We start from the raw sequence: 15,199 nt of genomic DNA, 5'->3' as shown, positions 1-15,199 counted from the left end.
ATGATGGCCCTTGAAGCACGCAATGTCAGCAAGTCCTTTGGCGCCGTCCGCGCGCTTGACGATGTTTCACTGAGCATTCAGCAAGGTGATTTCTTCGGCTTGCTGGGTCCGAACGGCGCCGGCAAAACCACGCTGATGCGGACAATATGCGGTCTGCTTGAACCCGACAGCGGGGAGTTGCGCATCCTCGGCAGCAAGCTCGAACGCTGGCAAATACCGTTCGCGCTTGGCGTCGTGCCGCAGGACATCGCGCTCTATGACATGCTGACCGCGCGAGGGAATCTCGAACTGTTCGGTAAACTGCGCGGCATCACGGGCCGTGACCTTGACGCCCGCGTCGAGCACGTGCTGGGCCGAATTGGACTCGCCGACCGCGCCAAGTCCCGCGTCAGCACATTCTCCGGCGGCATGAAGCGCCGTTTGAATCTCGGCGTCGCGCTGCTCGCCGAACCGCGCCTGTTGCTGCTGGATGAACCCACAGTCGGAGTGGACCCTCAGTCCCGCGCCAGCATCTTTGACCTGCTCGAAGAATTGCATCAGGCCGGCATCACGATTCTCTATACCACGCACTACATGGAAGAGGCTGAACGGTTGTGCCGTACAATCGCCATCGTTGACCATGGCAAGCTGCTCGGACTCGGATCGCTTACGGAGCTCGTCCAGCTCGTCAAGACCCCGCGCTTCGTGCGCCTGATTCTGCGCAGCGAAAATGAGTCAATTCCAACTTTGCCCGGTGCGGAACTGCGGCGCTCCGGCATGCGTGTGGATTACATCCCCCATGCGCAGGATGGCCTGTCCGTACTGCTCGCGCAACTGGCTGAGTATCACGGCGCGCAGCGTGTTGAAGTCGTGTCACCTAATCTCGAGATGCTCTTCCTCGAGCTGACCGGAAGGGAGCTGCGCGACGCATGAAACGCATCTGGTACCTCGCGCGGAAAGACGTCGCGATCTTCCTCACCGATCCCGTGGCCATGGGGCTGACGTTCATCGTCCCCATGGTCATGATTCTCGTCTTCGGCTTTGTTTTCGGCGGGCAAGGCAAGGATGCGCTTTCCGAACTTAGAGTATTGGCGGTCAACGAAGACACCGGCCCCGGCGGCGCGCGTCTCTTGGCGGCCCTTGACCGGCTTGATGAAATCAATCTGATCGAAACGATCGGCAAAGACTCCGTCAAACTCGATAGCGTCACGGCCGCCCGGCTGGTAGCCAAGGGCGATTATTCGGCGGCGCTCATTGCCCCGCGCGATTTCACCGATGGGATCAAGAACGGCGAACTCCGCGCGCATATCCTTGAAGATACGCGCGATCCGGTCACCGCCGGACTGCTTGAGGGGTTGATGCAAAAATCGTCGTTCGAAACGTTTCCCATGCTCATGCCCGCCGCCATGATGTCCGGCATGATGGATTCGTCCGCGACGTTCGGCTTTAATCAAGACCTCGCGGCCGCAATCGAGAAGAACTTTGGCGTTGATTTACCGGACAGCGGTATGCGCTTTCAAGACATGATACCCCAGGACGAGATGCTCGGCGAGTCATCTGCCGCAGACAGTGCGGGTTTCAACATGGGCGCGATGTTTGACAAGGTGAATCAAGTCAAACGCACCCAAGTCGTCGGCCAGCAGGTCGTCAACCCGTCTGTTTCCCACACCACAGCCGGTACCGCCGTGACATTTTTGCTCTTCGGAGTCGGAGCGATTGCCGCATCCCTGCTCCGTGAAATGCGTTCGGGCACCGCGCAGCGACTCCTGCTCATGGGTGCGACGGCCGGAGAAATCCTCCTGTCAAAACTACTCTATTCAGTCGTCATGGGCAGCTTCCAACTGCTGGTCATGATGATCTACGGCTGGCTGATTTTCCACTTGCAAATCTGGGAACACTTCGCGCCGATGCTCGTGATGATTGTCGTCACCGCGATCACCATGAGCGCGGTCGGGCTGGTCATCTCTGCGCTCTCGAAGACTGAGGAGCAGGCGGGGGGACTACAAGTGGTGATCATCCTCAGTATGTCCGCCATTGGCGGTGCGATGTTCCCGAGCTTCATGCTGCCCGAACATTATCAAAATGATCAGCAAAATCACTCCCGTGTTCTGGGCGATGCAGGGCTTTAATGATGTCTTCTGGCGCAATCAGAACATCGTCGGCATCGCGCTCGAATGCGGCATCTGTTTAGGCATGGCCGCCGTCATGACCGCCATTGCCGTCGTCGTCTTTAAGCGCCGCCTCGCCACCGAATTGGGATAAGCGCCGCGCAACACCCGGATAAGAAAACGCCCCGGCCATTCGGTCGGGGCGTTTCTCATATGAACGGATGCGAAATGTACGAACGCTACTTCACCAAAACCATCTTCTGCATCGCCGAGAACGAACCGGCTTCCAAACGATAGAAGTAGATGCCGCTCGTCAAGTCAGACGCATCAAACGTCACGCTGTAGCGACCCGCCTCGTGGCTGCCCTGCACCAGCGTCGCCACGACCTGACCCAGCGGATTGAACACCTGCAGCGACACGTTCTGTGTTTCCGGCAGCACGAAGTCAATATTGGTGGTCGGGTTAAACGGATTCGGATAGGCCGCGCCAAGCTGGTATTCTTGGACCAGCAGGTTATCGGTCAATTCAATCGTCGTCGTGCCGAGCACGTTCTGCTCACCGCTCAGCGTCACTTCGGAGAGCTCGTAGGTATAAGAACCAGCTTCGGGACGATCCGTGAAACTGTAGTCCGCGCCGGTCGCGTTGTTCTGTGCGGCAACTTCCGCGATCTTGCTGCCATTGCGCGACAGTTCGAAGCGCTCGATGGCCGATTCCGACGCCGTGCTCCATGCGAGTGCAATTTCACCGTCAATCACGGCGGCGTCAAAGCTCGTCAACTCAACGGGAAGGACGCGGTCGCGCAGGCCGAGTGCCCAAAGACCGTTCCAATCTTCCATACCGGTGTACTCGAAACTATAGACGCCGTCACCCAAGTCAATCACGGCAGACGGTTCAAGCGTGTACCACTGTCCGTTGCGATTTCTGGTGATGACCAAGCTCGAACCCGGGTCGCCGAGCAATGACTGAAATCTTTCATTGGATTGGTTGCTCTTGGTTCTGGTCTTAAGAACACATGTCCCAATGGTCGGAAAGCCAAGCGAAGTGTTAAGAAGGAAGAACTGGCCAACGCAATATTCTTCCGGCAGATTGTAATCAATGCCGTCAATCACCGGACGAGTGCGAGTGACATTCACCGTGACCGAAGCAGGCGACTCGGGAGCATGAAAATCAAGTTCAACCGAGCCGTGCAACGAGCTCAGGGCATCGGGAGTCGTGGCAACGCTGAAGTCCGCACCCGGATTCGGGTTCACAAACGTCTGCGAGAACGAATTCTGCACGATGCGGTATTGACCAGGCGCCGACGGATACTGAGCGCCCGTGATCACGCCATTTAAACCGGTCGGCTCAGTGATGTAGTTATACAGAGCCTGCTGATACGACACACCAACAATCGTATAAGGAGCACCGCGGAACGGAATCGCATCGCCGCTGTTGGCTGTGAAGGCATTCGTCGCGATGCAGACTTCCGGCGCGTCCGGAACAATTTCGCCGCAGCGAACAAGCACGGTGCCGTCATTCAACACAATGTCACGCACACGCTGACCCGGCGTAATTACGTTCAAGAAGTTCGGCCCGGGAGTCGTATTCAACACCTGCGCCTGACGCGTGTAGTCAACGAAAATCTTGAAACCGGCGATTTGCAAGAAGCCGCCGCTCGATCCCGGACGAAGGCTGACAGACTGCTCGAGCATTTCCTTGAACTGCGCCGCCGGAATATTCGGAGTCACAGAAACCACGTTGTCAAACGCCGCGATTTCATAGGTATTCAATTCCGTCACATTGCCAACCGGAATGATCGCATCCTTGCGCATACCGCCGCCGTTCTGGAACGCGACGTTGGGCGTGCATACGCCGAACGACGCCGCACGGCGCTGGCCTTCCCATAACAGCGCATCGGCGAAGATGTCGCCTTCGTTCGTTTCAATCGTGCGAACTGAGTTACGACGGCCATCAAGCGGCACGTCCGTCGTCGCAATAATGTGCGTGTTCAAGCCGCTGATGTAAGCATTGATCGGAGTGATGATGGCGGCCACACAAGCCGGGTCTTCAATCACGCCGTTCACCGCATCAATCGTGTTCGACAACACGCACACCGGATTCGATATCGGATTGACGCTGACCACTTCGCCGGCGTTGTCAAATTCCAGAACGAGACGGCCAACATACTTATACTCGCCCGGAGTCGTCACAACCTGCACCGGCTCGCCGTCAAGGTCTAAAGCAACCAACGGATAGGGTAGAGCAGGATTCACGACATCACCCGGGAACACCGGCGAAACACCGGGGTTGCCGAGGAATTCCGAACCGCCGCCCGAAATCACCACGTCAATATCCCGCAGCGTCGGAATCGTCGCGAGGTCGTTGCTCAAGTCCTGCAAGTGCATGACGCAAATGATCACTTCCGCGCCATTCAAGACCAATGCGTCAACCGCCGCCTGAACCGCGCCCGTCACGTTCGGATCCACAACCACGGCGCCTGGGCTGGAAATCGTCGGCAACAGCGGAGTCACCGCAGCCACGATACCAACAATATGACCGTTCACATTCACCAGCGTGCTCGGCATAATGCGGCCAGCGGCAACCTTGGCCTGCAAGTCGGGGTCGCCGGAAAAATCCATGTTCGTGGAGACATACGGCGGAAAGGTCGGGCCGGTGAATTCATCCATGAAGTTCGCCAAGTTGGCCGGACCAAAATCGAAGTCGTGGTTACCAAGCGCGATGGCATCGTAACCAATCTTCTCCAGCACGAGCGCGTCATAGTACACGCCGTTCACAACGCCCGCATTGTACTGCGAACCGGCCAGAAAGTTGTCACCCGACGAGATCATCACGTAGCCGTCGGTGTTCGTGATCGCCCACGTCTTCATGTCATTGCACTTCGTTACGAAGCGCGCTGCGCCCGCGTAGTTCGGCTGCGCCGTGCCCGTTGTCGAGAGGCGCGACTCACCGTCGTTGTTATGCAGGATCGTCAGCGTGTAGTTCGCCAGCGCCGAGCCGGTCGTTATCCACAACGTTAGCAACGCAAGCGCCATATACTTGCCCAATGTCTTCATTGTTCTCTCCGTGTTCGTTCGTGTTTCTGATTTTGCCCGAAATCACCTTTCGCAACAACGAAACATAGTCCACTCTCGTGTCCTGCTCGTTAGTAATCCATGCGCGGACTGTCACACATTCGTGAGTATTCTGCAATCTCACATAAAACAAACATCAGTCAAACATTCTGCCTTGCATAGTTCAAAAAAAACAAAAGCCCACGCGGAATTCCGCGTGGGCTCTGAGAGGCGTGAGTTACGCCGCGGCTATTTCTGCTGCACCGCACCGCCCGGTTCCAACGGCAAACGAAACGAACTCATGACCCCCGGCGTCGTCGTGACGTAATAGGTCTTGCGCGTTGCCGCCGAATCCACCATCCCCGGATCGGTATAGCTCAATGTATTGCTCGTGCCGATTTCGGTGAACGGTCCGGCCGTTTCCGCCGAACGGAAGATGTGAAACGGCACGTTCAGCGGATCCGCCTGCCACGTCAGCAAAATGTCACTCCCCGAGCGTTGAATGACCAAAATCGGCGTGGTCACCACTGAGTCGCAATACGCGGACGTCCAAAGCCCTTCGCTATCCTGATAGCGAATGCAAAAGAGGTGGTAGCCCGTCGGCAGATTCGTTACTACCACGGCATTCTCTTCCTGCCCTTCATCGTACGCGCCGTCCGTCGGTGTCGGCAGAGCAATGCCGCCGCCCGGAGCCGGATTGCCGTTGATGAAATACTCGCAGGCCACGATCGTCTTCGGCGTATAGTTCGACGATGATTGCGAGATCAACACAAACCGCCTGGTCTCCGTCATACTGAACACGCCATCTTCGTCACGATAGCGCGTGTTGAAAGTATGAATTCCATTTTCAGTCCCCGCAGGAATCATCTGTGCGAAACTGCCTGTCGGTGCATCGGCAATATCCACCAGCGTCGGGGCGTTGCTATCCAGCCAGTATTCCAGTGCCGTCACGTTCTTGATCTCAATTGTGCCACTCGCACCGACAATGATGAAGAAGTAGCGGCCCTCAGGAATCGTCCAATTTCCATTTTCATCCTGAAACCGCACAAAGAAACGATGTAGCGCATTGGTTGTAAGCCCTGTCGTGGGAATCAGCGCCGGATACACGATATTTGAAGCATCCGTCAAGTCCACAAATGTCGAAGGCAAGGCGTCAAACCAATACTCCGCCTGCACAATATCATCCTGCGTCACTGAGCCGCTTTGCGCGGCAAGTGGATAGAAGTACCGCCCTTCAGCAATGGTCCAGGCGTTTTCGCTCGACTTGTATCGTAAGAACAGGCGATGCGCTCGATTCGCGGTCAAACCTATCGAAGATACATTTAACCCTGAAATCGAAACCGTTTCTCCGCTCGTAATCGCAATCGCCGTTCCCGCGCCATGCCCCGGATCCGTATCCACAAAATACTCAGCCTGCGTGATCGTCACGGCAAACGATCCCGTGACCATCATCATCACACCGAGCCAGAAACTCAAGAGTCTCATCAGAAATCCTCCTGAGTGTGATTAGTATCGGGGTCCAACGCGGCCCGTCGAATTGACGTTCAGATCATCGCCCGACTCAATCAGACTGGGAACGGTCAGCGAGGTCACAAACGGGAATGCCGGTATGCCAAAGTCCACCAACGGACGTGGACCGCCGTATGCGCCCACATCTGAGCGCGTTGCATCCACATCAAAAATCAGCGGATGACCCGTATCCGTCAGGGCCAGTCCACCCGCGCCTCCGTTCAAATGCAAATCGCTGATCACGTCTTGGAAATTCAGCGCCTCGTCATAGTTCACAAATGGATCGTTTGCGCCAAGCAAGATATGATTGGTAAACGAACCCGGAATAGCCGGAGCCGTTGCATCGCTCGCATTGTAGTCAAAGACACTGCCCGCTAAGAATGTCCCCCACGTCGGCGTCGCCGTCCAGTCGTAGAAAATGTTATTGATCGCAATCACTGGCTGTGAACCAGTTAAATTGAACGGATTGCGAACACTGACAAACGTGCAATTCGTGATTTCTACCGGACTGCCGTTTATGCCATTGAAGTAGATCGTGCTTCCCTGTGAGGCGCTAAGGTAACTTAAAACACAGCCCTTAACAACCAATGTAGCATTAATCGCCGTCGGAACCGAAATCAGAATACCGTTGGCATCGGAAGTGATTTGACAGTCTTCGACAAAGTAGCGACGAGTGGCGGCGAGATTTACAGTAGTACCTCCGCCTCTTATCCGACAGCGACGTACCGTTGAAGAATCCGCCGTCAATTGCGTTACAACAAATGTCTGGCCGCCCGTAAAGAGGTAAAGGCCCTCGGTCACGGATCCTCCGGTGTTGCTCCCAATCTGATATTGTCCACTAACTATGGAAAGATCCCACCCCGCGCCAATTACGTTCAAGACTTTGCCCGAGACGATCAGGTTCTCTGCATATGTACCCGGGGCAATCAAAATCGTATCGCCCGTCACCGCCGCGTTTATCGCCGCCTGCACAGTCGAAAACGCCGCCGTCCCAAACTGATTCACCGTCCGAACCGTCGCCTGGGCCGTGACGCACATCGTCACAAGGGCCACTAATATCCATCGCTGAAGATTCATCTTACTGCTCCATTATTGCTGATTTCTAATCCGTTGTCTTTCCATCCCCAATATACGCCGTGCAGGGTCAAAATCGCAACAGAATACGACATATTTTGTAAGATTTACCGCCGCAAATGGCAAAAAAAGCGGGCACCCGGTGGCTGCCCGCTTTCCAACTTATTGTATAAACAAGTGTAAGCCCTACACAATCCCGTGCATGCCCGCCCGCTTGGCCGCCTGCTTGCGCTCTTCCTCTTTCAGGTAGTACTTGCGCAACCGAATACTCTGAGGGGTCACTTCCACAAGTTCGTCTTCGTTGATAAAGGCAATCGCTTCTTCCAGCGACATCGGCCGCGGCGGAGCGATCTTATAGCTCTCATCCGTTCCCGATGCCCGCATGTTGGTCAGTTTCTTCTCGCGCACAATGTTTACCACCAGATCGTTGTCGCGCGAATTCTCGCCGCAGATCATCCCCTCATAAACATGAGTGCCCGGCGCAACGAACACCTCCCCGCGATCCTGCAAACTATTCAACGCGTATTCAGTCACACGACCCTCACGATCCGCGATCAACACGCCGTTGGCGCGCTGCCGCACTTCGCCTTCCACCGGACGATAATCCAGGAACTGCGTATTCATGATCGCTGTCCCGCGCGTCATCGTCAACATAATCGGGCGAATGCCGATCAACCCGCGCATGGGTATCTCAAACGAAAGCCGGACCCAGCCCGTCGCGTGATCCGTCATGTGCGTCATTCGCCCACGGCGCATGCCCAAGGTGCTCGTGACCACCCCGACAAATTCCTCGGGGCAATCCATCAGGACCATTTCGTATGGCTCGACCTTCTTACCTTCAACCGTTTTGAACAGAACACGCGGCTTGCCGACTGCCAATTCATATCCCTCTCGCCGCATCGTCTCGATCAAGATCGCCATCTGCAATTCACCGCGGCCATATACACGATAGCCTTCCAACGTCTCCGAGTCTTCAACTCGCAGTGCCGGATTGCCCTGTATCTCTTTGAACAGACGGTCGCGAATCTGCCGCGTCGTGACGTATGTCCCTTCACGACCCTGGAACGGAGATGTATTGACGCCGAAGACCATCTCCAGAGTCGGTTCGTCAATCTTCAGCGGCGGCAGCGGACGAGGATCCGTCAACGATGTCACCGTGTCGCCGATATCCATGTTCTCCAACCCCGCAACAGCTACGATCTCACCCGCCCACGCTGACTTCGCGTCCACTCGCGCCAAACCTTCATAGGTATAAAGCTGTGTGACCTTCGCCTGTGACCGTGTGCCGTCGTTCTTTATCAGCGTCACCTGCTCCGCCTGCTTGATCGTGCCGTTAGCGATGCGGCCAATCCCGATGCGGCCCACGTAATCGCTATAGTCAAGCGTCGTGACCTGCAACTGAAGCGGTGCCTCGTCGTCATATTGCGGTGCCGGAACCTTGTCGAAAATCAGCTTGAATAGCGGCATCAGATTATCGCCCGGCGTAGCAAGGTCGAGCGTCGCTGTGCCCAGCTTTGCGTTCGTATAAACCACCGGGAAATGGCACTGCTCTTCGCTCGCGTCCAAATCAAGGAACAGCTCCAGCACTTCGTCAAGCACCTCCCCAATCCGCGCATCCGGACGGTCAATCTTGTTGATGACCACGATGGGCGACAGGCCCAATTCGAGCGCGTTCAACAGCACATACCGCGTTTGCGGCAGCGGCCCTTCGCTGGCATCCACCAGCAGCAAGCAGCCGTCCACCATGCGCAACACGCGCTGCACCTGACCGCCGAAGTCCGCGTGCCCCGGCGTATCGAGAATATTGATGATATTATCCTGCCAGCGAATCGTAGTGTTCTTCGACAGAATCGTGATCCCCTTCTCCCGTTCGAGATCGAGCTTGTCCATCACGCGTTCAGCCACGTGCTGATTGTCGCGGAACACCCCGGCCTGATGCAGCATCGCGTCCACCAACGTCGTCTTACCATGGTCAACGTGGGCAATGATGGCCACGTTGCGAATATTGTCGCGGGTCTTAATCGCCATCTCTAAAGTCGCTCTCCGGTCATTTTCTGCGTAACATTCAACAAATTCCCCAGCACCTTCTCCACCCGGCCGGGCAGAGTCTCATCCAACAGCGCACCGCTTTCATCCCACACTTTACCCGCGTTCGGTATGGTCACCGACTGCGGAATAACAACCGCTCCCATGATCGCCATCACCTGCCGCAGCGCGGGCAGCATGCGATTCGTCCCCCATGGACCACCTGACGTACCCATTAACAGCACGACCTTGCCGTCCCACGGATTCGACCCGCCGCGGGTGCTCCAATCGAGCACGTTCTTGAGCGTTCCCGGAATGCCGCCGCTATATTCCGGACTTGCGATCACCACGGCATGGGCCGCCGCAATACGCGCCTTGAATTTCCAGCATGCGTCCGGCAGCCCGCTCGCCGCTTCGATGTCGCCGTCGTAAGGCGGCATGGGGTGCTCTTTCAAATCAACATAGTCCGTCTCGACGCCCCGCCCGGCCAAAACATCAGCCGCCACGCGCGCCAACTTGCGGTTATAAGAACCGGCTCGCAGGGAGCCGGGTAGCAGTGCAATTCGCATAACCCTCATTCCGTGACAAACGTCTACTTCATCTTCCGCGCCAGCGCCGCGCAGGCCTTGTGCCGGAAACAGCTCGTCTCATGATCGTTCACCATCCCCGCCGCTTGCATGTACGCATAACAGATCGTCGAGCCCACAAATTTGAAACCGCGCGACAACAGATCCTTGCTCATCGCATCCGACACTGCCGTCTTGGCCGGAATCTGCTTCATGGTCTCGATCTTGCTGTTGATTTGCTTGCCCTTCGTAAATTGCCAGATATACTCATTGAAGCTCCCGAACTCGCGCTGAACTTCAATCAGCATCTTGGCATTCTGAATCGTCCCCAGTATCTTCAACCGGTTGCGCACGATACCCGCGTCGTCCATCAGCCGCGCGAACTCCTTGTCACCGAACTTTGCCACGCGCTTGTAATCAAATTCCGCGAAGGCCTTGCGAAAATTCTCACGCTTGTGCAGAATCGTGCGCCACGACAGCCCGGCTTGAAACGCGTCCAGCAGCAGAAATTCAAAATGCTTCCGGTCGTCCGTTACCGGAACGCCCCATTCCGTATCATGATAGGCCTGCATCAGCTCGTCCGCTCCCGGCCAACCGCAGCGCGTAACTGTTTTGTTCATTTCTTCAGGTACCGCGCAAACCAGTCAACATACGCTTCCATGCGCGCTGCCCGCCGGTCCGGACGGCCCCCGCGTGACAGGCCGTGCGATTCTTCCGGAAAGCGCACGAACTCGACCTTGCGGCCGCGCACCTTCAAGGCCACGAAAAGCTGCTCGGCCTGCTCGATCGCGCAGCGCAAATCGTTCTCACTATGCACGATCAGCAGCGGATCACGAATCTTGTCAGCATAAGTCAACGGTGACATGCGTTCATAACCTTTGGGGTTTTCCCAATAGTGGCCGCCGAATTCCGTGTGATCGAAGAAACCAATGTCAGACGTGCCCGCGAACGCGCGCATCTCAACGACTGAACGATCCGTTACGCCGCAGCGGAAGCGCCGCGAGTGTCCCAACGCCCAATTCGTCATATAGCCGCCGTAACTGCCGCCGCAAATCGCAACGCGGTTCTTGGCGACAAACTTCTGGTCGTCGAGCCAATCGGCGCAAGCGTCCACGTCTTCCCAATCCTTCGTGCCCCATGCGTTGACAATGGACTCGGCCCACGCCCGGCCATAGCCTTGACTGCCGCGCGGATTCGGGCATAACACGACATAGCCTTGCGCCGCCAACATGTGCATCTCGTGGAAGAACACACGGCTGTATTGCGCGCGCGGACCGCCATGAATGAAGAGAACCGCCGGATATTTCTTGCGCGGCGAGAAGTCCGCCGGTGTGAACAGGAACGCATGCACTCGCGCTTTATCCGTCGAAGATATCCAGAATTCCTGAACCTTGCCAGTCTCTATCGAATTCAGATACTCGACATTGTGCCGCAGCACCCGCGTAAAGGCCGCCCCCTTCTGCACATTGCCGCAAACGTAAATGTCTCCCAGGGACTTGAAGTCCGCGTGCAGTACCGCCATCACGTTGCTCTGGATGTCGTAAAGCGCGGCCTGCCCCGGTGTCTTGAAGAACTTCTCCGGTTCGCCGCCATTCACCGGCGTCCGCACAATCACCACGTCGCCCCGATCCGAAACCGGGTAAAATAGGTGTTTCGAATCGCCGCTCCAGCACACACGCGCCTCTTCAAACTCGAAACCGATGTCGGCTAAGGCAAGATCCGCCGCTTGACGATCGTAGTCCGGCGTGAGGTTCTTGACCTTCCCCGTCCGCAAATCAACACGCCACGGATGCAGCTGCTCGACGCCCCACGCGTCCTTTTTGTTGTGATGACCAAGATAGATCAGCCACTTGCCGTCGGGTGAAAAACTCAAACTGCCCTTCTCGCCTTGCGGGCCGTCCACCATGCTCCGGCGGCCGCTCCTAAGATTGATGAGGCAAATGTCATTGTCATACGGATTCTGATCCGGATCCTTGTGCGCGTTGGCAACATAGGCCACAACGTTTGAGTCCGCGGAAATCGCGAACGAACCGTCGTCGGCGTCGCCCTTTGTGAGCTGCGACCACTGCTTGGAGTTCAGGTCGAACTTGTACAAGTGGAAGCGGTCCTGCGGCAGAAAACCCGCGCCGTCGAGCTTATAGAAGACCCGCGTGATGCGGCGCAGCACCGGCGCCTTGCCTTCCGGCACGCGGCCGTCCGCGATCGCCTGTTCAGCGTCCTTGTCCGGATCGGCTTTGCGGAACTTCACCACCAGACAGCTATCCTCGCAGCCCCATTCAAGACCGGCCAGCACTCCCCGGCCTTTCCAAAGCAATTCCGGTGTGCCGAGACCACGCCGCACGCGATAGATGCGGTCTTCGCCCTTCTCATGCCGGAAGAACGTCAGCCACTGTCCGTCGCGGGACCAAACTGGATGGCGATCCGTGTGTTCACCGCTGGTCCATTGCCGCGACTCGCCCGTGCTCAAATCAAGCACATGTAGGTTAGCAAAGGATTTGTTCTGCTTCTCGTCCGTCCATGACCGTGTGTAGGCTGCCAGTCGGCCGTCGGGGGACACCACGAGCGACTTGGGCATGACAAACTTCTTGAAATCATGAATAGAGACGGGGACCTTCTTGGGAGCGCGCGAGGTTTTTGCCATGGGAGGAGTATTAGGAAGTGAGAAACAAGAATGCGAAACAGGCGGGGCAAGGATTGACGCAGACGGAATCAAAGCCACTTCTGCCGCTTGAAGTAGATCAGCATGCCGATCACCAGAATCGCCATCCCAGCCAACGCGCCAAGATAGCCGTAGCGCCAAGTGAGTTCGGGCATATTCTCAAAGTTCATGCCCCAAATGCCCGCCATGAACGTGAGCGGCAGAAAAATCGTTGAGATAACCGTCAGCACACGCACGACGTCATTTTGCCTGAGCGACAGCCGCGACAGGTAGACTTCGAGTGATGCGGACTGCAAATCCCGCAGCGTGTCAATGGACTCAGCCACGTGCAGGGTGTGGTCATACACGTCGCGGAAATACGCGCGTGTCACAGGGTGGATCAGCTCCGTCTCGCGCCGCTCCAGAGCGCTCAACACGTCCCGCAGCGGCAGAATGCTTTTGCGCAAAATGAGCAGCTCCTGCCGCGCTTCAAATATCTCCGGCAGAATGTCCCGGTCTCCCGGAGAGTCGAGCACGCGCGACTGCAACGATTCCAATTTGTCATCCGCCTGCTCAAGAATCACGAAGTACTGATCCACAAGCATGTCGAGCATACGATAGAGCAGGTAGTCCGGACCGCTCTGCCGAAGCGAGCCTTGGCCAATCCGCAGCCGTTCACGCAGCATCGGAAACTCACTCGGCGCTATTTCACAAAACGTAAAAATGAAGCCTGTGCCAAGCGTAATCGCCAGTTGCGCGTCGGTTAGCTCGCCGCGCTCGCCATCGCGCTCAAAGTCGCGCACAAACGCGATCAGTTGGTCGCCGTCTTCTTCGAGCTTCGTTCGCTGATTCGTGTTGGCAATATCTTCGATCAGCAGCGGATGCAGCTTCAGGCAGTGGCCGATCTGTTCGAGCAGTTTGGTGTTGGCCAGGTTTTCCAGATCAAACCACTTCACGTCTGGCAGGTTCAGAATCAACGGAATCTCGCTTGCTGAGTTCAGCGTCCTTTCGTCGAAGATCTGATTGTCGTAGCGAATCACCCGCAAAATCGGACCCGCGCTGCGCGGCTGCCCTCCATACACCACGCTGCCCGGCGGGAGTCCGGCCTTGTGCTGCGTCGGGACAGCCCGGTGCCGCCTGCGGGTTCGCGACTTACCTTGCGCCACCGGCTACTCCCAGCGGCCTGTCGTCCGCAAATACAGCTCGCGGAACATTCCCAGCAACTGCGAATTCGATAACCAATGGTAAATCCACTGATTCTGCATTCCCCAGTAAAAAATCAACGCGGCCAGCGGCACACCGATCAGCACGTAATAGCCGTTCTGCCGATGATCCAGCCGATCCCCGCCGCCAATTTCCGTGAGGAAAGACCAGACGCGTTCGTCTTCGTAGTCCGGTTCCTGCAACACCAACGCCAGGTACGCCCACATGATCGCTATCGGAATCGTGAACAGGAATACGCTCGCCGGAAACATCACAAAGTACTGGCCCGGGCCAATCACGACCACCGAGAAAATCACGCCCAGCACCATGCCGACGCCGGTCAGAACCTTGTATTGCGAGATCTGCACGCGTTCACGCCGCAAAATCCGCGGTGCGCCCAGCATCAACGGAACATAAATGCGCGAAATAATCGAGGCGAACGACGACAGATAGTACAACGTCAATCCGTACATGAACGGGTGCTCGCCGATGAAGTTCAGCAGTGACGGATGGTGACCAATCAACTGCCCGAGCATCGCGCCCACGATCGTGATGATCAACAGAATGAAAAACCACCACCACTTGCCGCGATCTTCAAAGAATGCCGCTATGGTGCCGCGATCGCCTTCGCTCCGCCGTCTAAGCGGCCGAAAGCAAAACGGGCACTTCTGCTTGAAGCGGTGTTTCCACGGAATGACTTTGACACAATGCGGGCAGAGCTTCTTGGAAGTCATGGTCGGCTGGGGCAAGGTGAGCGGGGGGAAACTCGCATGTAGTATACAATCTGAAAAGATACCGACTCCCCACCGAAGATGCAACCTGAGGCCCTATTTGAACTTGCCGGATTTGCACTGAACGCGGACGGACAGCCGCTCGCCGCGACTTTCCCGCGAGTTCGGCGGCCAAGTCGCTTGATCTACTATCGGACGTTTAGCCTGCCACTATCTGCCACATTTTCATAACTCCTGCCAAAATCGCAGCTTCATCTGCCAACAATACAGAGGTCGCTTCGCAATCAACATTCTTAAATTAAAATATATTAATAAT

Annotated in this window: 12 protein-coding genes; 3 read left to right on the top strand and 9 right to left on the bottom strand. The window is 56.5% G+C overall.

Features of this window, described 5'->3' with window-relative positions:
• The 3 genes from IPH10_10015 to IPH10_10005 are packed head-to-tail and all read left to right on the top strand — an operon-like array spanning position 1 to position 2,241.
• Complete coding sequence (locus IPH10_10015; GenBank protein MBK6911249.1) at positions 1-912, top strand: ABC transporter ATP-binding protein; 912 nt, start codon at positions 1-3, stop codon at positions 910-912.
• Complete coding sequence (locus IPH10_10010; GenBank protein MBK6911248.1) at positions 909-2,108, top strand: ABC transporter permease; 1,200 nt, start codon at positions 909-911, stop codon at positions 2,106-2,108. The genes IPH10_10015 and IPH10_10010 overlap by 4 nt, the downstream gene beginning before the upstream one ends.
• The gene (locus IPH10_10005) at positions 2,095-2,241 is read left to right on the top strand and encodes a hypothetical protein (protein ID MBK6911247.1); all 147 of its coding nucleotides are present in this window, start codon (positions 2,095-2,097) and stop codon (positions 2,239-2,241) included. The genes IPH10_10010 and IPH10_10005 overlap by 14 nt, the downstream gene beginning before the upstream one ends.
• An 85-nt stretch (positions 2,242-2,326) precedes the next feature.
• Here the strand turns inward: IPH10_10005 and IPH10_10000 are convergent, their stop codons facing one another.
• From IPH10_10000 to IPH10_09960, 9 genes are all read right to left on the bottom strand, one after another.
• Positions 2,327-5,140: a 5'-nucleotidase C-terminal domain-containing protein gene (locus tag IPH10_10000; protein MBK6911246.1), complete on the bottom strand. Its 2,814-nt coding sequence runs from the start codon at positions 5,138-5,140 to the stop codon at positions 2,327-2,329.
• A 246-nt stretch (positions 5,141-5,386) separates the two neighbouring features.
• A complete protein-coding gene (locus IPH10_09995) occupies positions 5,387-6,622 on the bottom strand; it encodes a hypothetical protein (GenBank protein MBK6911245.1) in 1,236 nt (411 codons plus the stop codon).
• Positions 6,623-6,643: 21 nt separating this feature from the next.
• The gene (locus IPH10_09990) at positions 6,644-7,723 is read right to left on the bottom strand and encodes a hypothetical protein (GenBank protein MBK6911244.1); all 1,080 of its coding nucleotides are present in this window, start codon (positions 7,721-7,723) and stop codon (positions 6,644-6,646) included.
• 183 nt (positions 7,724-7,906) lie between these two features.
• Positions 7,907-9,748 carry a translational GTPase TypA gene (gene typA / locus IPH10_09985; GenBank protein MBK6911243.1) on the bottom strand — a complete coding sequence of 614 codons (1,842 nt, stop codon included), beginning with the start codon at positions 9,746-9,748 and terminating at the stop codon, positions 7,907-7,909.
• Between the two features lie 2 nt (positions 9,749-9,750).
• The gene (locus tag IPH10_09980; protein ID MBK6911242.1) at positions 9,751-10,314 is read right to left on the bottom strand and encodes an NAD(P)H-dependent oxidoreductase; all 564 of its coding nucleotides are present in this window, start codon (positions 10,312-10,314) and stop codon (positions 9,751-9,753) included.
• 23 nt (positions 10,315-10,337) lie between these two features.
• Entirely contained in the window at positions 10,338-10,931 is a 594-nt protein-coding gene (locus IPH10_09975) for a DNA-3-methyladenine glycosylase I (protein ID MBK6911241.1), read from the bottom strand.
• Positions 10,928-12,886 carry a S9 family peptidase gene (locus IPH10_09970; protein ID MBK6911240.1) on the bottom strand — a complete coding sequence of 653 codons (1,959 nt, stop codon included), beginning with the start codon at positions 12,884-12,886 and terminating at the stop codon, positions 10,928-10,930. The genes IPH10_09975 and IPH10_09970 overlap by 4 nt, the downstream gene beginning before the upstream one ends.
• A 134-nt stretch (positions 12,887-13,020) precedes the next feature.
• Positions 13,021-14,115 (bottom strand): magnesium/cobalt transporter CorA, encoded by a 1,095-nt coding sequence (corA, locus tag IPH10_09965; GenBank protein MBK6911239.1) that lies wholly within the window; start codon positions 14,113-14,115, stop codon positions 13,021-13,023.
• A gap of 3 nt (positions 14,116-14,118) precedes the next feature.
• A complete protein-coding gene (locus tag IPH10_09960; GenBank protein ID MBK6911238.1) occupies positions 14,119-14,886 on the bottom strand; it encodes a hypothetical protein in 768 nt (255 codons plus the stop codon).
• Positions 14,887-15,199 lie beyond the last annotated feature (313 nt).

This window comes from bacterium (genome assembly GCA_016702305.1).
Taxonomy (GTDB): domain Bacteria; phylum Electryoneota; class RPQS01; order RPQS01; family RPQS01; genus JABWCQ01.
This window is presented reverse-complemented; position numbering and strand designations above follow the sequence as displayed.

Bases quoted from the DNA above. Each gene is read 5' to 3' on its own strand.
- IPH10_10015 (MBK6911249.1), top strand. From the start codon at position 1: ATGATGGCCCTTGAAGCACGCAATGTCAGCAAGTCCTTTGGCGCCGTC.
- IPH10_10005 (MBK6911247.1), top strand. From the start codon at position 2,095: ATGCAGGGCTTTAATGATGTCTTCTGGCGCAATCAGAACATCGTCGGC.
- IPH10_09980 (MBK6911242.1), bottom strand. From the start codon at position 10,314: ATGCGAATTGCACTGCTACCCGGCTCCCTGCGAGCCGGTTCTTATAAC.
- typA (MBK6911243.1), bottom strand. From the start codon at position 9,748: ATGGCGATTAAGACCCGCGACAATATTCGCAACGTGGCCATCATTGCC.
- IPH10_09990 (MBK6911244.1), bottom strand. From the start codon at position 7,723: ATGAATCTTCAGCGATGGATATTAGTGGCCCTTGTGACGATGTGCGTC.
- IPH10_09960 (MBK6911238.1), bottom strand. From the start codon at position 14,886: ATGACTTCCAAGAAGCTCTGCCCGCATTGTGTCAAAGTCATTCCGTGG.
- IPH10_10010 (MBK6911248.1), top strand. From the start codon at position 909: ATGAAACGCATCTGGTACCTCGCGCGGAAAGACGTCGCGATCTTCCTC.
- IPH10_09995 (MBK6911245.1), bottom strand. From the start codon at position 6,622: ATGAGACTCTTGAGTTTCTGGCTCGGTGTGATGATGATGGTCACGGGA.
- IPH10_10000 (MBK6911246.1), bottom strand. From the start codon at position 5,140: ATGAAGACATTGGGCAAGTATATGGCGCTTGCGTTGCTAACGTTGTGG.
- IPH10_09970 (MBK6911240.1), bottom strand. From the start codon at position 12,886: ATGCCCAAGTCGCTCGTGGTGTCCCCCGACGGCCGACTGGCAGCCTAC.
- IPH10_09975 (MBK6911241.1), bottom strand. From the start codon at position 10,931: ATGAACAAAACAGTTACGCGCTGCGGTTGGCCGGGAGCGGACGAGCTG.